Here is a 23,184-nt window from a genome sequence, read left to right on the forward strand (position 1 = left end):
TCTAGTTCGATTCGTCGATCAGGAACGCTTGCGGATCAACGAGCATCATCATCATCATTCCGCCAGGAAAGATGTTGTTCGTGGTGATCTCGCGCTCATTGTGCGAGTGCCACATGAATGCAAAGCCGGCTTCCGTTTGCGGCGGATTCACCGATGTACCGCTTGGCGGCGTCGTACCCGTGGGCGAGGTTGCACGCATGGTCGCATCGGGGCCGAGATAGGGGCTGCCGCCGTACCAGAAGCCGTTGGTCAGCACGTGCGAGTCGGGCAACGTCACCGGGCCGCCGCTCCCCACCTTGCCGAACGGATGGGTTTCGAGCGCCTTGTTGTGATCCGCGCACCACTCGTAATAGTTCGGCGCCGTCGGATCCTGCGTGTAGTAGCCGTTTGCATCCGGGATGCAGACGCTGCCGTCGCCGGGATAGTGCCCATAGACGTCCCAGTTCAACCCCTTGCCCGTCCAGTAGAAGATCCCGTCCATCGCAAGGCCCGGTGTCGTCGTGGTCGTGAACAGCAGCGGGCCGGCGACCTTGGTCGCGTCCGTCTTGGCGAGCAGCATGTTGCCGTCGCGCGCGAGCACGCGCACGTGATTGCCGTGCTCGTGGAACGGATGCTGCCAGCGGCCCGTGCCGATGATCCGCAGCAGCACCAGCTCGCCGGGGTGCATGTGCGGGTTGCCGTTGTATGGCTGATTCGGATATTGCGCCGCGTAGTTCGGGTCCATGTCGTCCGGCATCGAGCGTCCGTTCACCATGTAGTACGCCGGGTGATAAGGCTCCGTTTCGACCGTCATGCAGCCGGTCGGACTCGTGCAGGCGTTGCTGGCCTGCTGCTCCGCCTGTGCGTGAATGCGCGGATCCATTTCGGAGAACTGAAACAGATACTCGCGGTCGTAGCACGCCGCGCTGTGGTTGTAGGCCGCCGCGGCATTGCGGAAGTCTGGCTGGCCGTCGAGCAGCTTGCGCGTGCCCTGGATCGGGTTGCAGCCGGTCGGCACGGCGAGCGTGCCGGGCGTCGACGTCGGCAGCACGATGACCGCGCCATACAGGCCCATTTCGATCTGCAGATCGCCCTGCGTGCCGCTGTAGTAAGCGTGCGTGCCCGGTGTGGCGGCGATGAAGCTGTAGGTGACCGTGACGGTGTGGGACGCCTCACGCGTGAGCAGGCCCTGCACGCCCGTCGGCGTGCCGGAGCAGAGCCGCGTCGTCGGGTCGATCGTCCCCATGCAGACGTCGAACCCGGGAAAGAGAATAGACGTATTGCCCGCCGCCGCCGGCAGATTGTTGGTGAGCGTCACCGTGACGATGTCGCCCTGGTTGACGATCAGCGTGGGGCCGGGAATCTGCATGGTCGGGCAATTCGCACCGGCAATGTTGGGCGGCGAGAATCCGGCCGGCGCGGAGTTGCAGCCGTAGCCCCACGAATAGACGCTATTGCCGTCCGGCTGGGTGATGCGGCTCGCCTCGGCGCGCAGGTCGAAATGCGTGCCCGTGATGCCAGGCGCAGCCGCATGCACCTGCATGCAGAAGAGCGCCGCGAGCGCCGCCACGCCGAACCGTGCAAGCCGTCCGAGGCGCGCGAGGGTCGCGATCCCTATGCGGTAAGTGATGTGTCCCACGGCTCTTCTCCTAGGTGCAGGACTTCCTGGCCGGGTCCATGGCTGGGCAGCCATGAACCGTCTTTATCGCGTGCATGAAGCGTTTCATAGCGTGCAGACCTTCGTCTTCGGATCCACCGACCTGCAGATGTGCACCTCGGTCATCAGGCCTCCGAAGTTTTCCTGGTCGTTCGCCAGATGATCCAGATTCGGCGTGTACAGGTAGAAGACCTGCCCGGACTGATACTTCGTCGTGTCGCTGGCGTCGAGGATCAGGTCGAGCGACTCCCCGCCGCCGAGCGTGATCGAGTTCGTGTAGTAGGTCATGTCGTTGCCGGCCATGTCGCGCAGCAGCCGCGCATTGACCGCGACCACGTGCATCGGAATGCCGAGCGAGGCGAGCGTCTGATATTCGGTGACGTCGAGATCGGAGATGCGCAGCAGCACCTTGCCGCCGACGGGGATATTGATCAGCGACGGCAGCGGTTGCGAGAAGCGCGGCACGCCGTCCGACGCCGGCGTCGAAAGCGGATGCGGATTGACGGTGTCCGGATAGCTGCGGCCATTGAGCATGAAGAACTTGTCTTTCATGTCGGTGAAGGGCTCCGGATTGAACGTCATGCCGACGAAGTGGAAGTTCGGATCGAAGCCGTGAATCTGCACCGGGTACTCGACGTCGTAGGCGGTCGAGCCGTCGCCGTCGTTGTACGCGTAGAGCGTGGGCGTCCCGCTCAGATTGTTCACGTGCAGCACGCCGTTTTGCGGCGGCAGCGGCGTCGTGCACAGAATGTCGGTGCCGCACCGCGTGCGCAGATCCTGCTGCTGCAGCACCAGCGACTGGTAGAGCGACTGGCCTGCGGGGACCCGGTTCTGACGCGGACGCACGAAGATCTGCCCGACCATGCCCATCTGCAGGTGCTCCGGCGGCGTGATGTGGCAGTGCCAGAAGTAGGTACCCGCATCCGGCGCGAGGTAGTAATACGTAAAGCTCGCGCCGATGTTGATCGCGACCGAAGCGTCCGGCACGCCGTCATAGAACGACGAGGCATTCGGATAGCCGTGGAAGTGCACCGTGTGCTTCTCGAACAGGTCGGGGCGCATGATCATGCCGACGTTCGTGAGCGTGAGGAAGAACTCGTCGTCCTCGTCGATCGCCATCATCGGCGCGGGCTCGTTGCCGTTCATCACGCCGATGTCCATGATCGGCCGCGGGTCGACATGGCCCGTGAGCTGGCCGGGCGGCGTCGATTCCGGATCGGGCGTGAGACCGACCGCGCCGTTGTAGGTCGGGTCGGTTCTCGGATCGCCGACGGTGTTGAACACCGAGGCGAACTGCGTGCCGGGCAGGCCCGCCTTGATGTCGGCGAGACCGGACAGCGGCCCGAACGCGAACAGATAGGTCTGCACGCCATTGGCCATCGTCGCGTAACCGTCGCCACCCGAAATCTGCTGGCACTTGATGGCGCCGTTGACGACACCCGTCGATGCCGAGGTCTGGCCCGTGAAGGACGGTCCCGTGTACGGCGGTTCGCCGGCGCCCGCCGCCAGCGCCGTCGGATGGGAGGGCGTGGTCGGCGGGCATTGAACCATGAACGACTGGGAAAATGAGGGGATCGCAAACATCATGCACAGCAGGGCTGCCACGCTATTGCGACACATGCGGATGCTGAACATATGACCTCCGTCCTTGGGGTCAAGCAGCGCGTCAGGCGCTGAACGTCACGCTCAACTGCAGTTGCGGGCTGATGCGATCGTCACACTGACCCGTATGTGGATTCTGGATATGGGCAGCGGAGCCTGCGATGGGTCACCTCCCTACACTTGCAGTAGGGCAAACCCATCGCGTTGCGCGGTCGCGTTGCTGACGGGCGATGGAGTGTGTCCTGGCCCACACAAGCGACCCGTCATGCCGAGATTCCGGCATGGAAGCGGACCGCTCGCGCAGCGCCATTGCTTTCATTAGCATTTCAGATCGACGTGGTTCTTCGAATCCATCAGAGGATTGAAATGTCGTTCTTATGTGCCCTGTGGCATATAGCGGCGAACTTTCCGATGGGTACAATCCCCCGTATTCACGTCACGCGAAAATGCGAATACCGCGGACGCTTCTCGATCACGCAGTCAGACGGACGGCACTCACCTCCTGGTCTCATGCCGGCGAGGGACTTGGCGGACTTAGCGGCGGGAGTGGGACATGGATTTTCTGGAAAAGAGAGCGGTGGTGAATCTCGTCGAACGCACAGATCACGCTCTTGAAGTCGTCGAACTGGAAAGCGCGAAGCGGACCTACTACCCCACCATGTCGATGTGGTTGAAGCTGGAACAGCTTCAGGTGGCGCAGCAACTCGTCGAGCCGCTGGATCAGGACCGGCAGCCGGTCCTGTCCACGTCGCTCCACGGCGTGGCGCATCTCGACGGCCAGGAGCTTGCGATCATTGGCCTTCCCCAGCTGGCGACGCGCATGCTTCAGGTGAGCTTCGAAGCCCGCGACGTCAGCACGGCCGACCGGCTTGGCCTGCGCGCACTCGAAGACGAACTGGGCAACTCGATGTCCGATGTGGCGCTCGGCACCGCCCGGCTGGGCTTCAATCCCGCCGACGACGAGACCGGAGAGCCCGATCAATGGTGGCTCGCGTGCCACATTCCCCCCGCCTGCCTGCAGGTGCTCGCGAAGGCGATCTCCGACGGCCAGCTTGGCGCGGTAGAGCTGGGTCTGGCAATGCGGCACCTCTATACGTCCGAAGATCCCGCGGCCGAGCCGGCACGCCAGCCCCGGCTCTTTCTCCGTCCCAGTGAAAGCGACGACACGATCGAATGGCCGAACATAGCGACCGGCTATGTCACCCACCTGCGGATCGACTTTGCAACGGCGTCATTGCGTGGCTCGGCGGCGAGCGGCGACCCGCAGGGAGCGGCGAAGGTCGTCGCGGAAGCCGTGAGCTCGCTGGGACCGACGCTCCTCAACCTCAGACTGACGGTCAGGTGGATCGGCATCCTCATTGCCGTGCTGCTCTTCCTTGAAGTGCTCGAGCGGCTGCAGATCTGACCCGGCGCCTGCCTCGCGCTCGCAAACGCAAAGCTGGACGCATTTCGGGCGCAAAAGCGCGGCTCGAACGCGCCGCCCCGCCTTAGCCTTTCCCCACGGGAAAGCACGCTTCACCCTTCCTCAATTTTCGCGCTCGCGAAAATCTCCCACACTTGCCATCACGCCGGTTCCGTACCGTTCGTACGGAGTTGCGCCCCGACCGCGGCTCGTGACGCGGCATCGACAATACTGGAGACAGCATGAACAGCCATCCCCTCGACCTGGGCGGCAGCGCGCCGGGCGAAGCGCCACGCTGCCCGCTCACCGCGGAAGCCCCGTTGCCAAGCCCTCAGGGCGTCACGCTCAGCAGCTTCATGGACGACATGCCCGTGGGCGCGCTGCACCGCTTCGTGGTGTGGGTGATCGGCATCGGCCTCTTCTTCGACATGTACGAGATCTTTCTCGTCAGCTCGATCGGCTCCGCGCTGCAGAACGAATACGGGCTCGATGCGCACAGCCTCGCGTTCAAGCTCTTGCTGGCCTCGGCCTTCGTCGGCATGTTTTTCGGCTCGCTGTTCCTCGGCAGTCTCGCCGACCGCATCGGCCGCCGGCGCGCCTTCCTGTTCACGCTCGTGTGGTACAGCGCGTTCTCGCTGCTCGCCGCGTTTTCCGTGAACGCCACCATGCTGGTGGTGTGCCGCTTTCTGACCGGCGTGGGCGTCGGCGCGATCTATCCGGTGGCCGATAGTTTCCTTTCGGAGATCCTGCCGAAGGAGAAACGCGGCCGGATGGCCGCGTGGGCCTATACCACCTCGTACGTCGCGGTGCCGCTGGTCGGCTTCCTCGCGGTTTGGCTCAATCCGATCCATCCTGCCGGCATTGCGGGATGGCGCATCATTCTCGCCATCGGCAGCCTCGGCGCCCTGTTCGTGCTGGCCGTGCAGCATCGCCTGCCGGAAAGCCCGCGCTGGCTGCTGGCGCAAGGCCGCACCGACGAAGCCTATGCCACCCTGGGCCGCTTCGCGCAAAGCGCCGGCGCGCCGATGCCGAAACGCTTCGCCGAGCCGCAAACGCGCCAGCATCCGCTGCGCCTCTCGGAGCGCATTGCCGTGCTGCGGCGCGCGCCCTACGACAAGCGCTATGTCATGCTCGTCGTGTTTCACCTGTTCCAGGCCTTCGGCTACTACGGCTTCGGCACGCTCGCGGGCGTCGTCGTGAAGAGCCGCGGCATCGACGTGACGGGCAGCACGCTGTTCGTCGCCCTCTCGTTCCTCGGCTACCCGATCGGCTCGCTGCTTTCCGTGCCGCTGCTCAACTGGATCGAGCGGCGCACACTCGTGATCGCCTCGCTGATCTCCATCGGCATTTTTGGTCTTGGTTTCGCGTACTCGGGACAGGCCGCGCTGATCGTTTGCTTCGGCGTGCTGACGACCTGTGCGTCGAATGTGTTCAGCAACGCCTACCACGTGTACCAGGCCGAAATTTTCCCCGCCAGCGTGCGCTCGACGGCGATCGGCAGCACCTATTCGCTCTCGCGCATCATGAGCAGCGCCCTGCCCTTCATCCTGTTGCCGGTGCTCACGCAGCACGGCCCGATCGCGATGTTCGGCGTGATCTCCGCCGCGCTGGCCATCGTCGCCGTGACCCTGCGTGCGCTCGGGCCCCTCACCACGCGGCGCAGCCAGGACGAGATCAATCCGGTCTGACCGCCCGATCCCTCGAGCGTCCCTCGATCATCGGGGCGGCTGCCGCATCATGCGGGGCCGCCCCGATTTTCATTGCGCCGCGCGCGCCGACATGTAGTCGAACAGGCTCACGATGTCCGAGCTCGGCGCGCTATCCGCCTTCATGCCGATCCAGAGCGTGCGCGTCGCCCACGTGTCCGCCAGCTTGACCTTCACGACGCCGGCCTTGCCGCGCTCGTCGCTCACCGCGTCGCGCGGCAGCACGCCGATACCCAGTCCCGCTTCGATCATGCGGAACACGCCGTCGAAGTTCGAGGCCTGGATGCGCAGCTTCAGCGATCGCTCGATGGCAAATGCCGCGTCCGTCATGCGCGCGAGCAGCGAGCTGCCATCGCTCAGGCCCACGTAGTCCTCATCGAGCGTATCGGCGAAGCGGATCACCTCGAGTTGCGCAAAGTGATGACTGCGCGGCACGAGCAGCACGAGTTCGTCGCGGCGATAGAGCCGCCGCTCGATGCCGGGCGCGGGCACATTGTCGGCGAACACGCCGAGGTCGGCCTTGCCTGCGCCCAGCGCTTCGACGATTTCGTGGCTCAGCCGCTCTTCGAGACTGACCTTGATGCCCGGATGCTCGTTCAGGAAAGAGGCGAGATCGACAGGCAAAAACTGCACGATCGCCGACGTATTCGCCCACATGCGCACGTGCCCGCGCACACCGGCGGCGTAATCGCTCATCTCCGTGGCCATGCGATTGACCTGATCGACCACGCGCGTGGCGTGCTCCAGCAGCGCATGCCCCGCGGGCGTGAGATCCACGCCGCGCGCGCGGCGGATGAACAAGGCGCAGTCGGTCACGCTTTCGAGTTCGGCAATGCGCTTGCTGACCGCCGAAAGCGTGAGCTGCCCGTGCTCGGCGGCCTTGGTGAGGCTGCCATGTTCCGCGACGAGCAGAAAGACCCGCAGCGACTGCAGATCGAAGTGAAGTGGATTGACCATGATGAATGGGGCAAAGCCGGCGCGAGAGACGATTGTCCTGCATCGCGGCCCTGGGAGGAAGTGCGGATCGGGGGATGGAGAGGCGGACGTGCTGCGATGCACGTCCGCGTGCCGGCCACGCGGGCCGGCGCTCGCCGCCGAACCGGCGCCCCCCCCGCTCAACGGCGAAAACTGGCGAGAGGTATCAACCGGCCTGGATCAGCTCGGAAATTTCGATGAGATTCAGATCCGGGTCGCGCACATAGACAGAACGGATCTTCTGCGTCGCGCCGGTGCGCTCGACCGGACCTTCGACGATCGGCCAGTGCTTCAGCGCGAGATGCGCGATCACCGCATCGAGCGGTACCGCGGCGATGAAGCACAGATCGAGCGCGCCCGGCACCGGCACATGCGCCTTGGGCTCGAATTCCGCGCCACGCACATGCAGATTGATCTTCTGGTTGCCGAAGCGAAACGCGAGCCGCCCCGCGCCGAAGGTCTCCAGTTGCATCTGCAACACTTCCGTATAGAAGTGCTTCGTGGCCTCGGGGTCCACGCAGGTCAGCACCAGATGGTCGAGGTGGTCGATCAACGCCATGCCTCACTCCTTGTCATGCGAGCGCCCGTTGTACGGGCATGCCTTGCGCCTGTTCCGGCACCGGATGCAGGTCGAGACGGCGGCCGGCCTTGAGAATCTGGCTGGGCACGTCGTGGCCGATCAGGCCGGGCAACAGCGCGGCGGCATCGAGCACGGCGGCGAGATTGACACCGGTGTCGTAGCCGTCGAGTTCGAGCATGTGCACGAGTTCTTCCGTGCACACGTTGCCGCTCGCACCCGGCGCGTACGGACAACCGCCCAGACCGCCGAGCGAGGCGTCGAAGCGCACGATGCCCGCATCGAGCGCCGCAAGCGTGTTGGCAAGCGCCATGCCGCGCGTATTGTGGAAGTGCAGCGTGAGTTCGAGCGAGCCGAACGCCTGCGAAGCGCTTTCGCACAACGCCCGCACCTGCGCGGGATGCGCCATGCCGGTCGTATCGCAAAGCGTGACGCCCTGCACGCCCAGTTCGGCGAAACGCTGCATCCAGCCGAGCACGTCCTGCACGGGTACGTCGCCCTCCATCGGGCAGCCCATTGCTGTGGAGAGCGAAACATTGATCGCCACGCCCGTGCCGCGCACCGCGTCGATCACGTCGCGCAACTGCGTGAACGACTGCTCGCGCGTCATGCGCAGATTGGTGCGATTGTGGGTCTCGCTCACCGACATCACGAGATTCACTTCATTGACGTTGCACGACAGCGCGCGTTCGGCGCCGCGCACGTTCGGCACGAGCACCGTATAGACGACGCCCGGCACGCGCTTGATGCCATGCATCACCGCCTCGGCGTCGCGCAATGCGGGAATCGCCTTGGGCGACGTGAACGAGGTCACTTCGATCTTCGCGTAGCCGCAGGCGCTCAGGCGGTCGATCAGCGCGATCTTGTCGTCGGTGTCGATGAAGGCGGCTTCGTTCTGAAAGCCGTCGCGCGTCGCGACTTCGTTCAGATACAGCACCTTGCCCTTGAAGTTGTCCTTATTTCCAGTCGTCATCTTGCCGTTCTCCGTTCAGATCACGCCGCGCGCACGCCATGCTTCGCGCGTTGCGGCGTCCACGCCTATCGATTCCAGCACCGTGTCGGTATGCTCGCCGAGCGTCGGCGCGCTGCGCTCGATCGTGCCCGGTGTGCCGCACAGTTTGGGCACCACGCCCGGCACCTGCACCGCCGTGCCGTCGGGCAAGGTGTCGTCCACGATCATCCCGCGGGCGTGGTAATGCGGATCGGCCGCGATGTCCGCGACGTCGTAGATGCGGCCCGCCGGAATGCGCGCTTCGTTGAGCGCCGCGAGCACCTGGTCGAGCGTGTGTCGCGCGGTCCATGCGCCGATCGCAGCGTCGATGCGCTCGACCTGCGCGACGCGTCCGTCGTTCTGCGCGAGCGCCGGATCGTTGCCCAGGTCCGTGCGGCCGATCAGCTCCATCAGGCGGCGATAGATGCTGTCGCCGTTGCCTGCGATCAGCGCGTACTTGCCGTCGCTGCAGCGGTAGGCGTTGCTCGGTGCGATGCCGGGCAGGCTGCTGCCCGCCGGCTGGCGCACGGCGCCGAACACCGAATACTCGGGCAACAGGCTTTCCATCATGTTGAAGACCGACTCGTAGAGCGCGACGTCCACGACCTGGCCCCGTCCGCCCTGCTGCTCGCGGTGCCGCAGCGCCAGCAGGATGCCGATCACGCCATGCAGCGCGGAGAGCGAATCGCCGATCGAGATGCCCACGCGCACCGGCGTGCGCTCGGGCTCCCCGCTCAGGTGGCGCAGGCCGCCCATCGCTTCGGCGACCACGCCGAAACCAGGCCGGTCGCGATACGGGCCGGTCTGCCCGTAGCCCGAGACGCGCAGCATGATGAGCCCGGGATTGATCGCGCTGAGTTCGTCCCAGCCGAGGCCCCAGCCTTCGAGCGTGCCAGGGCGGAAATTTTCGATCAGCACATCGGTTTCCGAGACGAGACGGCGAATCACGTCCTGCCCTTCGGGCGTGCGCAGATCGAGCGTGATGGAGTCCTTGTTGCGCGACTGGGCAGCCCACCAGACCGACGTGCCGTCGTGCAGCAGGCGCCACTTGCGCAACGGATCGCCCACGCCGGGCGGCTCTACCTTGATGACGCTCGCGCCGAATTCGGCGAGCATGCGCCCAGCAAACGGACCCGCGATGAGCTGTCCGAGCTCCAGAACGCGGATACCTTCGAGTGGTCGTGGCATGGCTGTCTCCTGTCGACCAGAGGTGGGGCAAAGCTGTCGATCAGAGTTAGCGCTTTAGCTGTCGATCAGAGTAGCGCTTTAGCGCTTATTCTGATCCCATGCAAAGCTCTTGACTCTGATCCCATGCAAAGCTCCTTACTCTCGTCCCATGAAAGGGGTTATTTCGGACTGTCTGCGACTAACTATGGGAGACATGATGAACCGGACCGCACCCTTTGATAATCGATGCTTGCTCAATCTGGCTTGAGCAAATGGAAAGGCTGCGCGAGCCCCTATGGCGCCGCGTCGCTGCGAATTTCCTCACCGGAAACCCAGCTGGCGGATCGAGCAAGCCAGCCCGGCGCCCAGTGCGCGACAATGGAAGTACTGCCCCTCTTTCGCTCAGGCCAGACATCATGCACGTCGTTTTTCTCGATCGCGCGACGCTCGCGCCCCAGACGCGGCTTCGTCCGCTGCCGTTCGACCACACCCTGGAAACCTTCGAGCGCACCGCGCCCGAGGAGGTCGCCGCGCGCATTCGCAACGCCGACATCGTCATCACGAACAAGGCGCGCATCGGCGCCGAAGCGCTGGCTGCCGCGCCCCGCCTGCGCATGGTCGCCGTCGCCGCCACGGGCACGGACAACGTCGATCTGCACGCCTGCGCGGCGCGCGGCATCGTCGTGAGCAACGTGCGCGACTACGCCGGCAACAGCGTGCCGGAGCATACGTTCGCATTGATATTCGCGCTGCGCCGCAGCCTGGCCGCGTATCGCGACGCCGTGCGCGCGGGCCGCTGGCTCGAAGCGGGACAGTTCTGCTTCTTTGATTTTCCGATCCGCAATCTCGCGGGTTCGACGCTTGGCGTCATCGGGGACGGCGCACTGGGACAAGCCGTTGCGCAAATGGGACGCGCGCTGGGCCTGCGCGTGCTGTTCGCCGCGCGCAAAACGCGCAACGACGCGAAAGCGGGCTACGTGCCGCTCGAAACGCTGCTCGAAGACAGCGACATCATCACGCTGCACTGTCCGCTCACCGTGGAAACACGGGATCTGATCGACGCCACGGCATTCGCGCGCATGAAGCGGCGGCCCTTGCTGATCAACACGGCACGTGGGGGACTCGTGAACGAAGCGGCGTTGGTGGACGCCCTGCAAAACGGCGCGATTTCAGGCGCGGGTTTCGATGTCGTGACGCAGGAACCGTTGCCTGCCGATCATCCGTTTCAGGCCGTCGTCTCGCATCCGGCTTTCATCCTCACACCCCACGTTGCGTGGGCGAGCGATCAAGCCATGCAGGCGCTTGCGGATCAACTCGTCGAAAACATTGCGGCGTTTTGCGAAGGCAAGCCGCGCAATCGGGTTAGTGCGCGTTGAGCGCGAGGCGCGGCAACCGCAGCGGGGTTGCCCGCGCCTGAAACATCAGGCCATTTCCGGCTGCTTGGCGTGCCACCATTCGTCGACGGCCTGCTTCGCCGTTTGCTCAACCACGCTGAGCGCCATCAGCACATCGATCTTCAGCTTGGGAATGGCAAGCTCCACGGAAGGCAGCCTGGCCGTTTCCACTTGTGCGTCGACACCTTCCATAACCGCGCGGCACAGCCATTGCGTGTCCGTCGCGTCTGCTTTCGCATCGACAGTGACTCGAAAGCCACGATATTCGACTGCCATATACTCTCCCGAAACCTGACAAAACGTAATGCTCGCCCCGCCGGACGGCGGTGAGGGGGCGACTATATCACCACTTTCGTGACGCTTCAGCGAGGTCCACACGAAGTCGCGAACACGTCGTGCAAAAACACCGCGCCCGCATTCACGCCCTGTTTTAAGGAGCGATTCTGCGGGCGCAAGAACAATCGGGTCAGTTCGGACTTCCGAATTTCAGCTCGCGAGCGTGGTGCGCATCGAAGCCTGCCGCATCGTCCGCCAGCCGACGATCGCGAGCGAAACGCCCGAGATCACGGCGGCAAGCGAGACGTAATACGCGGGCGCGAGCGTATCGCCCGTCGCGTGAATCAGCACTTCGGCAATCGTCGGTGCGAAGCCGCCGAAGAGCGTCACACCAAGGCTATACGCGATGGAAAGCCCCGCCGAGCGCACGCGCACGGGAAAGATCTCCGACATCAACGCGGGCATCGGGCCCGAATAGGCGGCCTTGAAGATGCCCGCCGCGCCCTGGAGCACGAGCAGCCAGCCGAGCGTGGGGTGCCGCTGCAACAGCGCGAACATGGGATACGTGAGCGCCGCGAGCAGGATCGAGGTGGTCAGCATGATGCGGATGCGACCGATGCGGTCCGAGAGCGCGCCCATCACCGGCGAAAGCGCGAACTGCAGGCCGCCGTTGAGCACGACCACGCCGAACGAGGTTGCCGCCGCCATGTGGAGCTGCTTCACCGCGTACATCGGCATGTAGAGCTGGAGGATGTACACGCCGACGGTGGACTGCGCAACGATGCCCACCGCGAGCACCAGGTTCACCCATTGGCGCCCGAGCCCCGGCTCATTCGTTGCGCGCGCATCCGCTTCGCTGCGCGCTTGCTGGTTCGCGACGAATTCGGGCGTCTCGTCCAGATGCGAGCGGATGTACCAGCCCACGGGCCCGAGCACGAGCCCGAAGAAGAACGGCACGCGCCAGCCCCACGCCTGCAGCTGCTCGGGCGGCAGCCACCATGCGAGCACGCCGCCGAACGACGCCGCGAGAATCGCGGCCGCGCCCTGGCTCGCGAACTGCCAGCTCGCGTAGTAGCCGCGCTTCGCGGGGCTGTGCTCCACCATGAACGCCGTCGCGCTGCCGAATTCGCCGCCCACCGCGAAGCCCTGCACGAGGCGCGCGAGCAGGATCAGGAGCGGCGCGGCGATGCCGATCGACGCATACGGCGGCATGACCGCCATGGCGAGCGTGCCCGCCATCATGAGCGCAATGGCGAGCGTGAGCGCGGCCTTGCGCCCCTTGCGGTCACCGTAGACGCCCAGCACGATTGCGCCGAGCGGACGCATGAGAAAAGAGATGCCGAAGGTGCCGACCGCCAGCAGCGTGGAAAGCCATTCGTCGTGCACGGGAAAGAACTGCTTCGCGATGATCGGCGCGAAGTAGCCGTAGACGAGAAAGTCGAACCACTCCAGCGCATTGCCGATCGACGAGGAGAACACGATGCGGCGCACCATGCCGCGGCTGAGCGGCGCGCCCGTTACCGATGAACCGGTCTCCATGTCAGTCTCCTCCGTTTTTATTTGGTCTACTCATTGTTCGTCGTGAACCGCGAGCGGGGGTTTTCCCGCTCGCGTCCAATACTGCTTGCCGGTTTGCCGCCTAGAAGCCCGCGGCGAGCCCGTCGCGGCGCGTATCGCTCGCGGCCACATAACCGCGCTCGGGATCGTTGCGATCGAGCTTCCAGATGAACTGGCCCGAGCCGAAGTCCATGTATGGATCGTCGATGCCCTTGATCTCGTGGCCAAGTCCTTGCAGCGCACGCGCCGTCTGCGGATTGAAGGTCGACTCGATATCGAGCGTGAAGTCGCGGTTGACCTTCCAGCGCGGCGCATCGCACGCGGCCTGCGGCTGCTGGCCGTAGTCGAGCATGCGCACGACCGACTGCAGATGCCCTTGCGGCTGCATGTCGCCGCCCATCACGCCGAAGCTCATCACCGCCTCCTGGCGGCCGTCCACCTGCTGCGTGAGGAACGCCGGAATGATGGTGTGGAACGGGCGCTTGCCGCCTGCCACGACGTTGGGTGACGCCGGGTCCATCGAAAAACCGCAGCCGCGGTTCTGCAGCGCGATACCCGTGCCCGGCACGACTACGCCCGAACCGAAGCCCATGTAGTTCGACTGGATGAAGCTCACCATCATGCCGCGCTCGTCCACGGCGGAGAGATAGATCGTGCCGCCCGAGCGCGGCATGCCGAAGTCGAACTGCGTGGCGCGCTTCGGGTCGATCAGCTTCGCGCGCTCTTTCAGGTAGGCGTCGTCGAGCATCTGCTCGGGCGTGACTTCCATCGAACGCGGATCGGCAACGTAGCGATAGACGTCGGCGAACGCGAGCTTCATGGCCTCGATCTGCAGATGCTGCGATTCGAGGCTGTCGAGCGCGAGCGAGCCCATGTCGAACTGTTCGAGAATGCCGAGCGCGATCAGCGCGGCGATGCCCTGCCCGTTCGGCGGAATCTCGTGCACCGTGTAGCCGCGATAATTCTTGCCGATCGGCTCGACCCATTCCGGGCGATAGTTGCGCAGGTCGTCCAGCGTGAGCGCCGCGCCGCCTTCGCGCGCAAACGCGGCGATGCGCCCGGCGAGTTCGCCTTCGTAGTAGTCGCGCGGACCGCGTTCCGCCAGACGCCGCAGGGTGGCGGCATGGCCGGGGAAGCACACGCGCTCGCTCACTTCGGGCGCGCGGCCGCGCGGCATGAAGGTGTCGGCAAAGCCCGGCTGATTGTGCAATTCGGGAATCGCGGCCTGCCACTTGCGCGTGACGATGGTCGCCACCGCATGGCCGCGCTCCGCGATCTCGATGGCCGGCTCCATCAGGTCCGCGAACGGCAGCTTGCCGAACTTCGCATGCAGCGCTTCCCAGCCTGCGATCACGCCGGGCACGGTCACCGTGTCCCAGCCGCGTTTGGGCTGCTTCGCGAGGCCGTTTTCCTCGCCGTATTTGCGGCGGAAATAATCGACGCTCCACGCGGCCGGCGCATTGCCCGACGCGTTCAGGCCGTGCAGCTTCGCGCCGTCCCAGACGAGCGCGAAGCAGTCGCTGCCAAGCCCGTTCGATACGGGCTCGACCACGGCGATGGCGGCGGCGGCGGCGATGGCGGCGTCGACGGCATTGCCGCCTTTCCAGAGCATGCGCAGCCCGGCCTGCGCGGCAAGCGGATGCGATGTCGAAACGATATTGCGGGCGAACACCGGCAGGCGCGGCGTCGGATAGGGGTTTTGCCAGTTGAAGCGCGTCATGGAAGTCCGGATTCCGGTAATGAACGAAAGCAGCGGCACGCGCACGGCCGCACTCAGTTGCGGCGCGCACGGCTCATGTCGATCTATCGATTATCTTGAAGGATCAGTCAAAAAAATATTAATATTTTATTCTCGAAACTTAAGTTTTATTTACATGCTAACTCTACGCATGCTGCGCACCTTGCAGGCCGTCGCGCGCAGCGGGTCGTTCGCCACGGCGGCGGAAAAAACGGCGCTCACCCAGGCGGCCGTGAGCCTGCAGATGCGCGGGCTCGAAGAAGCGCTCGGGCGGCAGATCTTCGACCGCCGCGCGCGCCAGGTCGCGCTCACGCGCGAAGGCCGCGAGATCTGCGCGAAGGTCGAGCACATTCTTGCGCTGATCGACGAGCTGCCCGCCAGCGCGGGCGACACGATGCGCGGCTCGATCATCATCGGCGCGGTGGTGTCGGTGATCGGCGCGCTTTCGCTGGCCGTCGCGCATCTGAAAACGGGCCATCCGGAACTCGAAGTACGCCTCACCTCGGCGCGCTCGAACGAACTGGCGCGCATGGTGGAAGACGGCGATGTGGACCTCGCCGTCGTGGTTAGCAGTGCAGACGGTTCGCTACACGAGTCGCTCGCGTGGTCGCCGCTCTACGAAGAGCCGCTCATGCTCGTGACGAGCCGCGCGACGCCCGGCGACGACGCGCGCCGCATCCTGCGCGAGCGGGGCTTTCTGCGCTTCGACCGGCGCGTGCCGACGGGCGTCGTGATCGACCACGCGTTGCGCGAGCTAGGCATCGAACCGCTCGAATATCTGGAGCTGAACTCGATCGAAACGATCGTCTCGCTGGTGCGCAACGATGTGGGCGTGAGCGTGTTGCCCGTTCTGCAAGGCGGCAAATGGCAGAGCGATCCGCATCTGCGGCTCGTGCCGCTCCCCGGGCGGTCATTCATCCGCACGGTGGGGATGATTCATCGGAAAGCACACAAGCAGACGCTGCTCACACAAACGATTGCAGACATGCTGCGTCGGTGACAGAACGCGAAACTGCGACCATCTGTCATGCAAATTCCTCAATAGCCTGTGAATAGGCGCTTCGCGGCCGCACGGCCATGTCGCTAGAGCCTCTCGCGGGTTGACCTGCCTGAACTCGAAAGTAAAATGAAAACTCAGAAAACAAGAGCAGACGAGGCCACCCGCCTCTGATCGCTCGACAGGCCCCGCTCCCGCTCTTACCCGAGCCCGAGAATTAATTAGCAACCCAAAGTTATTTGCCGGAGAGAAACTCATGAAAGTCAGAACTCGCACCGTTGCCGTCGTCGCCATCGTGGCCAGCGCCCTGTTTGCGGGCCAGGTGTTTGCACAGACCCCCGCGCCGGCAAGCCAGCAAGGCCAGCCCGCCACCACGGTGACGCATAACGACCCGATCGTTCAAAAGCGCATGGAAGTTCGCGAGGCCAACCGGCAACAGCGCGCCCGCACAGCGGAGGCGCGCCAGACCTTCAACCAGGAAGCGCGTGACGCCAGGGCCGAGCGCAACCAGTCGGCGCAAGACTCCCGCGCCCGCGCGCAAGCCGCGCTCGACGCGCACTAAGCTCGCGCCACCCACGCGTTCGCTCCTGGGCCCAGGGCGCTGGGCTTGTACGCCCGGCATGGTGCCCGCCACGCCAATCGCGTAAGCTGACGTCGTTGCACGCCCACTCGCGAAGCCCCCCGCTTCGCGCCTCGAAGCGGGATCGACACGGAAAAGCGAACGCTCCATGCAAAGATCGCTCATCGCGCTGGCTGCAGACGGGTTGCAAAAACTGTGCGCCAAGGCGTTGCCGCTATGCGCAATCGCGCTCGCCACAGGTCTTGCCGCGTGTCAGCAGTTACCCCCGCTCGGCGAGCGCACGCAAACCACGGCACTCACGTCAGCCGAAGCGCGATCGACTCAACTCGGCAAAGCCGTAGCGGCCGAACTCGCCACCCATCCCGACTTCACCGGCATCGACCCGCTCGCGAATCCGCTCGACGCCTTCGCCTCGCGCGTGGCGCTCGTGCGCAACGCCCAGCGTACGCTGGACGTCCAGTACTACATCTGGCGCAACGATCTCACCGGCACGCTGTTGCTCGAAGAACTGCGCGAGGCTGCCGACCGCGGCGTGCGCGTGCGCCTGCTGCTCGACGACAATGGCATTCCGTCCTCGCTCGACCCCACGCTCGCGGCGCTCAACGGGCATCCCAACATCGAGGTTCGGCTCTTCAATCCGTTCGTCACGCGCCAACCCAAGGCCGTCGGCTTTCTCACCGACTTCTCGCGGCTGAACCGGCGCATGCACAACAAGTCGCTCACGGCTGACGGCGTGGCGACCATTCTTGGCGGCCGCAATATCGGCGACGAATATTTCGGCGCAACTGACGGCGTCGTGTTCGCCGACCTCGACGTGCTCGCGATCGGCCCCGCCGCCACCGATGTCGCAAACGACTTCGACCGCTACTGGGCCAGCGCGTCGTCATTCCCCGCGTCGCAAATCCTGCCGTACACGGCGCCCGACGCACTCGCCACGCTCGATCGCGCGGCGCTTGCCGCGCGCACCGACCCGTCCGCGGCGGAATACATCGAAGCGCTGCGCAAGACCACCGACGTGCGCCGCCTGCTGGACGGCACGCTGCCGCTCGAATGGGCGAAGACGCAACTGGTCAGCGACGACCCCGCGAAAGCGCTGGGCACGGCGCCCAAGGAGTCGCTCATCCTCAGTCAGCTCCACGAGATCGTCGGCGATCCGCACCGCGAACTCGATCTGGTCTCGCCTTACTTCGTGCCGGGCGAGGTGGGCACGCAATACTTCACCCAGCTCGCCGCCCAGGGCGTGACCGTGCGCGTGCTGACGAACTCGCTCGAAGCCACCGATGTGTCCGCCGTCCATTCCGGCTACGCGCGGCGCCGCGTGGCGCTGCTCGAAGGCGGCGTGGAGCTGTTCGAGCTGCGGCGCGCGGCGGGCGCGAGCAAGGGCTCGGACAAAGCCGCGGGCAAAGGCGCAGGCAGCGGACCGTTCGGCAGCACGGGCTCGAGCCTGCACGCCAAGACCTTCGCCGTGGATGCGGAGCGCGTCTTCGTCGGCTCGGTGAATTTCGATCCGCGCTCGGCCAACCTCAACACCGAACTCGGGCTCGTGATCGACAGCCCCGTGCTCGCCATCCAGATCGAAAAAGCGTTCTGGACGCGCGTGCCGCAGCTCGCCTGGCAGGCGCACCTCGACGAGAACGGCAAGCTCTACTGGACGCGCCTTTCCGACGACACGGTCATCCGCTACGACACCGAGCCCAACACCACATGGAACCAGCGGCTGAGCGTCTGGTTCTTCTCCATCCTGCCTATTGAGTGGCTTTTGTAAGCCACGCATCGACAGGGTTATCCCCAATTTCTCCGAAGTTGTCTATACAACATCATGCGGACATTCCCATCGTCCGCAGCTCGCGGGCGCCCCGTATTTCCCCCCAATGTTCGGAGCCGTCCGTGGCCATGCCTGAATCCGTCGCCAACCTCGAAACCGATGGCCGCAAGATCCTGGAAACGCGCTCGATCGATTACATCCCCGAGGCGGAGCGCCACGGCAGCCTGTTCAGCCAGTTCACGCTCTGGCTTTCAGCGAATCTGCAGGTCACCGCGATCATTACCGGCGCGCTCGCCGTCGTGCTTGGCGGCGACGTCTTCTGGTCGCTCTTCGCGCTGTTGACGGGGCAACTCATAGGCGGCACGGTCATGGCGCTGCACGGCGCGCAAGGCCCGCAGCTCGGCCTGCCCCAGATGATCTCCAGCCGCGTGCAATTCGGCGTCTACGGCGCGGCCATTCCGATCGTGCTCGTCTGCATCATGTACGTCGGCTTTTCCGCGAGCGGCACGGTGCTCGCCGGCCAGGCCACGGCGCAGCTGCTCGACGTTTCCGATACGACGGGCATCTGCCTTTTCGCCGTGCTGATCGTCGTGCTGACGCTGCTCGGCTATCGCTCGATTCACTTCGTCGGGCGCATTGCCAGCGTGATCGGCGTGCTCGCGTTCGTGTTCATGTTCGCGCAGCTGTTTGCGCACCACGATATCGGCGCGCTGCTGGCCAATCGCCATTTTTCGATCGCGAGCTTCCTGCTTTCCATGTCGCTTTCGGCTTCGTGGCAGATCGCATTCGGCCCCTACGTCGCCGACTATTCGCGCTATCTGCCGCACTCGACTTCGCCCGTGCGCACGTTCCTCGCCGTCGGCCTCGGCTCGGTGATCGGCGCGCAGGCGGCGATGGTGTTCGGCGTGTTTGCGGCCGCGCTCGCGGGCCATGCGTTCGCACACCATGAGGTGGCGTATATCGTGAGCCTCGGCGCGAGCGGCGCGGTCGCCGCGATGCTCTACTTCAGCATCGCCTTCGGCAAGCTCACCGTCACCACGCTCAACGCCTACGGCAGCTTCATGTCGATGGCGACGATCGTGAGCGCGTTTCGCGCGAAGCGCGCGATCTCCACGCGCCACCGTTTCGTCTACATCATCGGCATGGTGGGCGTCTCGACGCTCGTCGCGCTCGCGGGCCGCCACTCGTTTCTCAAGGAATTCACGGCGTTCATCCTGTTTCTGCTCGCGTTCTTCACGCCGTGGAGCGCGATCAACCTGGTGGACTTCTACTGCTTCACGCGCTCGCGCTACGACGTGCCGGCGCTCTCGAACCCCGATGGCCGCTACGGCCGCTGGAACGCCAAGGCGATCGGCATCTACGTGCTCGGCGTGCTGGTGCAGATGCCGTTCATCTCGACGAGCTTCTATACCGGCCCCTTCGTCGACGCACTCGGCGGCACGGACATCTCGTGGATTCTCGGCCTGATCGTGCCTGGCGTGCTCTACTACGCCGCCATGCGCCTCACGCCGCCGGTCATTCCGGAACGTCTGATCCTGCCGGTCGAGCAGGATTGACCCGTGCGGCGCAGCGCGCCGCCGAAGCCCGGCTTACGAACCGAGTTGGACGTATCTGCTCGCCTCGGCGAGAAGCCATGCCTCGAATCCCTGCAGTTGAGGCGAATGCTGCTTTTGCTCGGGATAAACCAGGTAGTATCCCTTGTCGCTGGTTAGCGAGAGCTTGCAAGGCAGGAGCAATTCGCCAATGGCTAGCTCGTGCGAAACAAAGAAGCGCGGCACGAGCGCGATTCCCAGCCCTGCGCGCGCCGCTTCCACCAGCATCGAAAACAGTTCGTAACGCTGGCCTTGCATGCAATCGGCGTCGTGAATGCCGGCCTGTGCGAACCAATGCCGCCACGCGTCCGGCCGCGCCGACTGATGCAGCAGCGTGAACTCCGACACTTCACGGGGTTCCAGCGACACCCTTCCCTTTAGCAGCTGCGGACTGCATACAGGCGTCATCTCCTCCCCGAAAAGGTACCTGGCAATCGAGCCAGGCCAGACAGGGTCGCCAAAGTGAATGGCCGCGTCGAACAGGGTATCGGTGAAGAGGAACGGCTCTGCCCGGGTCGCCAGATTCACCGTCACGTGCTTGTGCTCTGCATAGAAGAGCGGGAGACGCGGAATCAGCCAGCGCGTGGCGAATGTCGGAATCACTGCGAGTTCAAGGATGCCGCCGGCCTCACGGTGCGCCATGGCGGCCAGCGTGTCGCGCTCCATCCTTGCAAGGTTGTCACGCACCTGCCGGGCGTAGATTTCACCAATCTCGGTCAGGCTCAGCCGTTTCTTGACGCGATTGAAAAGCGGCACGCCCAAATACTCCTCGAGCGCCGCCACCTGCCGCCCCACTGCGCTTTGGGTCAGCGCCAATTCGTCTGCACTACGGGTAAAGCTCAGGTGCCTCGCCGCCGCCTCGAATGCGATCAGCGCTTCCATACCCGGAATCTTTCTTCTCACGTTCCTTCCTCAAACGCACAACGTTGCGAGTTTATATCGTTTGCATGGCGCGAACCACGTAGCAACAATGTCTCCATGTGCTCCCCTGGTTATCGCCGCTACCTGTGGATTCCCGCAGGATCGCCGCGTCAACCCGGAAGTGAAAATCGCTCCCGCGTATGGCGGACGCATTACGACCGCGCGGATCACCAGATTCCGGCATTCCTCGAATGTCATTCAGTATTCCGTATCAATACATCCTACCACTGAAGGAACGATCCATGGCCTCCGATTCTCTTCCTGCAAAGTTCAAACCTTATACCCGGCAGACGATCAGCCAGGCTCCGCAATGGCAGACGCTTCCTGAAGCGCTCCGGGAAGCTGTACAGGTGGTCTCCCGTGTCATGCCGTTTCGCACGAATCAGTACGTCATGGATGAATTGATCGACTGGACCAATGTTCCGGACGATCCCATCTATCGGCTCACGTTTCCCCATGAGGACATGCTTTCGCCTTCCGACTATGCAAACTTGAGAGACCTGGTATTGGTCAAGAAGAACGAGGCAGCTATCGAAGAATCGGTGCGCCAGATCCGCTTGTCCATGAACCCGCATCCAGCCGGCCAGTTGACGCATAACGTCCCCTTCATAGACGGGCAGCCGGTGCGTGGACTGCAGCACAAGTACAAGGAGACGGTGCTCTTCTTCCCGAGCGCAGGCCAGACATGTCATGCATACTGCACCTTCTGTTTCCGCTGGCCGCAATTTGTCGGCATGGACGATCTCAAGTTCGACGCCAGGGAGTCGAACGAACTCGTCGCCTATCTCAAGCTGCATCCCGAGGTCACCGATGTTCTGATCACCGGCGGCGACCCGCTCATCATGAACACGCGTTCGCTCGCCGGCTATATCGAGCCGCTGCTTGTGCCGGAGCTTTCGCATATCCAGAACATTCGCATCGGCACCAAATCTGTCGCCTACTGGCCTCAGCGATTCGTGACCGACAAGGACTCCGACGATCTGTTGCGCCTGTTCGAAAAGGTCGTTGCGTCGGGCAAGAATCTCGCGATCATGGGCCACTACAATCATCCGGCCGAGTTGCGGACTCCCATTGCGCAGCGCGCGGTCAAACGGATCGTTTCATCGGGCGCCACGCTGCGCATGCAGGCGCCGCTCATCCGTCACATCAACGAAGATCCAAAAGGCTGGGCTGAGTTGTGGACGACAGGCGTTCGTCTGGGCGCTATTCCCTACTACATGTTTGTCGAGCGGGATACCGGACCCAGCCACTATTTCCAGTTGCCACTGGCGCGAGCCTACGAAGTTTTCCAGGCCGCATATCAGTCGGTATCGGGTCTGGCGCGCACGGTTCGCGGCCCCTCGATGAGCGCCTTCCCCGGCAAGGTCGTCGTAGACGGAATTGTCACGATCGGTGGCGAAAAGGTGTTTGCCCTGCAGTTCCTGCAGGCACGCAATCCTGACTGGGTGCGTCGTCCCTTCTACGCCCGCTTCGATCCCACGGCAACCTGGCTTGACGATCTCGTACCCGCTTTCGGCGAAACGAAGTTCTTCTTCGAAAACGACCACGATGCGCCGCGCAAGACACTGCAACTGGTCGCGCGGCATTCCGGACGCTATATCCCGGGATCTTCAGACGAGAGCCAGCGCGCCGTCGCGGCCGAAGCATGAATGTCTTTCACATACGTTTCCAGGAGATCCCATGGCCTATGTGGTAACGGAAGCCTGCATCCGATGCAGATACACCGATTGCGTCGAAGTATGCCCGACCGATTGCTTCCGCGAGGGTCCGAACTTTCTCGTGATCGACCCTGAAGAGTGCATTGATTGTGGCGTTTGCGCGCCGGAGTGCCCGATTGATGCCATCGTATCGGCCGACGAGATCGACGACAGCCAGCGCCAGTTTGTCGACCTCAATATCGCATTGGCCAAGCAGTGGCCTGCGATCACCGCCAGGCAACCCGCGCTGCCGGATGCGGAGGACTGGAGGGATGTTCGCCCCAAGTTGCAGCATCTCGCGAGGGAACGCGTCATGAGTTAGCGGGGCTGAAGATGGCGACCGATTCCTGCACGGTCGCCAACTCTTCCGTTCGATGGTCAGGAGCCTATGACCGCAGTTCCCGTTAGCAGTACGCCGGCTCTCACTTCCCTGGCGAAAACCACTTGCCATATATTCGCTCGTAGGTTCCATCCTCGTACATGGTGTCAGCGGGCGGCGTTATAGAGCCAATCTGGGGGCGGCGTAATCGGGCCACCTGAGGGGCGGCGCAATGAAGCCAGTTCAGGGGCGGCGTAATCGAGCCACCTCATGGGCGGCGTAAAGAAGCCAC

At 64.1% G+C, this 23,184-nt stretch carries 19 protein-coding genes; 9 read left to right on the plus strand and 10 right to left on the minus strand.

All coding sequences use genetic code 11. The features are described from left to right. Position 1: 1 nt before the first annotated feature. Both AB4Y42_RS38585 and AB4Y42_RS38590 read right to left on the minus strand, forming a co-directional pair. Entirely contained in the window at positions 2-1,522 is a 1,521-nt protein-coding gene (locus AB4Y42_RS38585) for a multicopper oxidase domain-containing protein (protein ID WP_368692456.1), read from the minus strand. Positions 1,523-1,702: 180 nt separating this feature from the next. Continuing rightward, positions 1,703-3,271, minus strand: coding sequence for a multicopper oxidase domain-containing protein (locus AB4Y42_RS38590; RefSeq protein ID WP_368697199.1), 1,569 nt, complete (start codon positions 3,269-3,271; stop codon positions 1,703-1,705). 520 nt (positions 3,272-3,791) lie between these two features. On the opposite strand from AB4Y42_RS38590, the gene AB4Y42_RS38595 reads away from it, so the two are divergent. After that, entirely contained in the window at positions 3,792-4,643 is an 852-nt protein-coding gene (locus AB4Y42_RS38595) for a hypothetical protein (protein WP_368692422.1), read from the plus strand. A gap of 239 nt (positions 4,644-4,882) precedes the next feature. After that, positions 4,883-6,328, plus strand: coding sequence for an MFS transporter (locus AB4Y42_RS38600; protein ID WP_368697200.1), 1,446 nt, complete (start codon positions 4,883-4,885; stop codon positions 6,326-6,328). A 69-nt stretch (positions 6,329-6,397) separates the two neighbouring features. Here AB4Y42_RS38600 and AB4Y42_RS38605 read toward each other — a convergent pair whose 3' ends face one another. From AB4Y42_RS38605 to AB4Y42_RS38620, 4 genes are all read right to left on the minus strand, one after another. After that, complete coding sequence (locus AB4Y42_RS38605; RefSeq protein WP_368697201.1) at positions 6,398-7,303, minus strand: LysR family transcriptional regulator; 906 nt, start codon at positions 7,301-7,303, stop codon at positions 6,398-6,400. A gap of 184 nt (positions 7,304-7,487) precedes the next feature. Then, complete coding sequence (locus AB4Y42_RS38610; RefSeq protein ID WP_368697202.1) at positions 7,488-7,880, minus strand: VOC family protein; 393 nt, start codon at positions 7,878-7,880, stop codon at positions 7,488-7,490. 13 nt (positions 7,881-7,893) lie between these two features. Then, a complete protein-coding gene (locus tag AB4Y42_RS38615; RefSeq protein ID WP_368697203.1) occupies positions 7,894-8,871 on the minus strand; it encodes a hydroxymethylglutaryl-CoA lyase in 978 nt (325 codons plus the stop codon). 15 nt (positions 8,872-8,886) lie between these two features. Next, positions 8,887-10,077, minus strand: coding sequence for a CaiB/BaiF CoA transferase family protein (locus AB4Y42_RS38620; protein WP_368697204.1), 1,191 nt, complete (start codon positions 10,075-10,077; stop codon positions 8,887-8,889). A gap of 395 nt (positions 10,078-10,472) precedes the next feature. On the opposite strand from AB4Y42_RS38620, the gene AB4Y42_RS38625 reads away from it, so the two are divergent. Then, the gene (locus tag AB4Y42_RS38625; RefSeq protein ID WP_368697205.1) at positions 10,473-11,432 is read left to right on the plus strand and encodes a D-2-hydroxyacid dehydrogenase; all 960 of its coding nucleotides are present in this window, start codon (positions 10,473-10,475) and stop codon (positions 11,430-11,432) included. Between the two features lie 45 nt (positions 11,433-11,477). On the opposite strand, the gene AB4Y42_RS38630 is transcribed toward AB4Y42_RS38625, so the two are convergent. The 3 genes from AB4Y42_RS38630 to AB4Y42_RS38640 all read right to left on the minus strand — a co-directional run bounded on the left by AB4Y42_RS38630 (position 11,478) and on the right by AB4Y42_RS38640 (position 15,003). Beyond that, positions 11,478-11,726, minus strand: coding sequence for a hypothetical protein (locus AB4Y42_RS38630; protein ID WP_368697206.1), 249 nt, complete (start codon positions 11,724-11,726; stop codon positions 11,478-11,480). 210 nt (positions 11,727-11,936) lie between these two features. Beyond that, positions 11,937-13,265, minus strand: a complete 1,329-nt coding sequence (locus AB4Y42_RS38635) for an MFS transporter (RefSeq protein ID WP_368697207.1) — start codon at positions 13,263-13,265, stop codon at positions 11,937-11,939. A gap of 100 nt (positions 13,266-13,365) precedes the next feature. Continuing rightward, positions 13,366-15,003 carry a gamma-glutamyltransferase family protein gene (locus tag AB4Y42_RS38640; RefSeq protein WP_368697208.1) on the minus strand — a complete coding sequence of 546 codons (1,638 nt, stop codon included), beginning with the start codon at positions 15,001-15,003 and terminating at the stop codon, positions 13,366-13,368. A gap of 154 nt (positions 15,004-15,157) precedes the next feature. Here AB4Y42_RS38640 and AB4Y42_RS38645 point away from each other — a divergent pair, with 154 nt between their 5' ends. From AB4Y42_RS38645 to AB4Y42_RS38660, 4 genes are all read left to right on the plus strand, one after another. Continuing rightward, a complete protein-coding gene (locus AB4Y42_RS38645; RefSeq protein WP_368697209.1) occupies positions 15,158-16,021 on the plus strand; it encodes a LysR substrate-binding domain-containing protein in 864 nt (287 codons plus the stop codon). Positions 16,022-16,274: 253 nt separating this feature from the next. Next, a complete protein-coding gene (locus tag AB4Y42_RS38650; RefSeq protein WP_368692411.1) occupies positions 16,275-16,580 on the plus strand; it encodes a hypothetical protein in 306 nt (101 codons plus the stop codon). A gap of 166 nt (positions 16,581-16,746) precedes the next feature. Beyond that, entirely contained in the window at positions 16,747-18,363 is a 1,617-nt protein-coding gene (locus AB4Y42_RS38655; protein WP_368692410.1) for a phospholipase D family protein, read from the plus strand. 128 nt (positions 18,364-18,491) lie between these two features. Beyond that, positions 18,492-19,919, plus strand: a complete 1,428-nt coding sequence (locus AB4Y42_RS38660; protein WP_368697210.1) for a cytosine permease — start codon at positions 18,492-18,494, stop codon at positions 19,917-19,919. A 33-nt stretch (positions 19,920-19,952) separates the two neighbouring features. Here AB4Y42_RS38660 and AB4Y42_RS38665 read toward each other — a convergent pair whose 3' ends face one another. Beyond that, positions 19,953-20,837: a LysR family transcriptional regulator gene (locus tag AB4Y42_RS38665; RefSeq protein ID WP_368692401.1), complete on the minus strand. Its 885-nt coding sequence runs from the start codon at positions 20,835-20,837 to the stop codon at positions 19,953-19,955. Between the two features lie 281 nt (positions 20,838-21,118). On the opposite strand from AB4Y42_RS38665, the gene AB4Y42_RS38670 reads away from it, so the two are divergent. Together AB4Y42_RS38670 and fdxA are read left to right on the plus strand one after the other, a co-directional pair. Continuing rightward, positions 21,119-22,525 carry a KamA family radical SAM protein gene (locus tag AB4Y42_RS38670; RefSeq protein WP_368692400.1) on the plus strand — a complete coding sequence of 469 codons (1,407 nt, stop codon included), beginning with the start codon at positions 21,119-21,121 and terminating at the stop codon, positions 22,523-22,525. 31 nt (positions 22,526-22,556) lie between these two features. Beyond that, entirely contained in the window at positions 22,557-22,895 is a 339-nt protein-coding gene (gene fdxA / locus AB4Y42_RS38675) for a ferredoxin FdxA (protein ID WP_368697211.1), read from the plus strand. The last annotated feature ends 289 nt before the right edge of the window (positions 22,896-23,184 follow it).

The sequence above is a fragment of the Paraburkholderia sp. EG286B genome, assembly GCF_040965655.1.
Classification (GTDB): Bacteria; Pseudomonadota; Gammaproteobacteria; order Burkholderiales; family Burkholderiaceae; genus Paraburkholderia.

Excerpts from the sequence above, each read along its gene's own strand:
- AB4Y42_RS38585 (WP_368692456.1), bottom strand. The coding sequence starts at position 1,522 with ATGCAGGTGCATGCGGCTGCGCCTGGCATCACGGGCACGCATTTCGAC.
- AB4Y42_RS38590 (WP_368697199.1), bottom strand. The coding sequence starts at position 3,271 with ATGTTCAGCATCCGCATGTGTCGCAATAGCGTGGCAGCCCTGCTGTGC.
- AB4Y42_RS38595 (WP_368692422.1), top strand. The coding sequence starts at position 3,792 with ATGGATTTTCTGGAAAAGAGAGCGGTGGTGAATCTCGTCGAACGCACA.
- AB4Y42_RS38600 (WP_368697200.1), top strand. The coding sequence starts at position 4,883 with ATGAACAGCCATCCCCTCGACCTGGGCGGCAGCGCGCCGGGCGAAGCG.
- AB4Y42_RS38605 (WP_368697201.1), bottom strand. The coding sequence starts at position 7,303 with ATGGTCAATCCACTTCACTTCGATCTGCAGTCGCTGCGGGTCTTTCTG.
- AB4Y42_RS38610 (WP_368697202.1), bottom strand. The coding sequence starts at position 7,880 with ATGGCGTTGATCGACCACCTCGACCATCTGGTGCTGACCTGCGTGGAC.
- AB4Y42_RS38615 (WP_368697203.1), bottom strand. The coding sequence starts at position 8,871 with ATGACGACTGGAAATAAGGACAACTTCAAGGGCAAGGTGCTGTATCTG.
- AB4Y42_RS38620 (WP_368697204.1), bottom strand. The coding sequence starts at position 10,077 with ATGCCACGACCACTCGAAGGTATCCGCGTTCTGGAGCTCGGACAGCTC.
- AB4Y42_RS38625 (WP_368697205.1), top strand. The coding sequence starts at position 10,473 with ATGCACGTCGTTTTTCTCGATCGCGCGACGCTCGCGCCCCAGACGCGG.
- AB4Y42_RS38630 (WP_368697206.1), bottom strand. The coding sequence starts at position 11,726 with ATGGCAGTCGAATATCGTGGCTTTCGAGTCACTGTCGATGCGAAAGCA.
- AB4Y42_RS38635 (WP_368697207.1), bottom strand. The coding sequence starts at position 13,265 with ATGGAGACCGGTTCATCGGTAACGGGCGCGCCGCTCAGCCGCGGCATG.
- AB4Y42_RS38640 (WP_368697208.1), bottom strand. The coding sequence starts at position 15,003 with ATGACGCGCTTCAACTGGCAAAACCCCTATCCGACGCCGCGCCTGCCG.
- AB4Y42_RS38645 (WP_368697209.1), top strand. The coding sequence starts at position 15,158 with ATGCTAACTCTACGCATGCTGCGCACCTTGCAGGCCGTCGCGCGCAGC.
- AB4Y42_RS38650 (WP_368692411.1), top strand. The coding sequence starts at position 16,275 with ATGAAAGTCAGAACTCGCACCGTTGCCGTCGTCGCCATCGTGGCCAGC.
- AB4Y42_RS38655 (WP_368692410.1), top strand. The coding sequence starts at position 16,747 with ATGCAAAGATCGCTCATCGCGCTGGCTGCAGACGGGTTGCAAAAACTG.
- AB4Y42_RS38660 (WP_368697210.1), top strand. The coding sequence starts at position 18,492 with ATGCCTGAATCCGTCGCCAACCTCGAAACCGATGGCCGCAAGATCCTG.
- AB4Y42_RS38665 (WP_368692401.1), bottom strand. The coding sequence starts at position 20,837 with ATGGAAGCGCTGATCGCATTCGAGGCGGCGGCGAGGCACCTGAGCTTT.
- AB4Y42_RS38670 (WP_368692400.1), top strand. The coding sequence starts at position 21,119 with ATGGCCTCCGATTCTCTTCCTGCAAAGTTCAAACCTTATACCCGGCAG.
- fdxA (WP_368697211.1), top strand. The coding sequence starts at position 22,557 with ATGGCCTATGTGGTAACGGAAGCCTGCATCCGATGCAGATACACCGAT.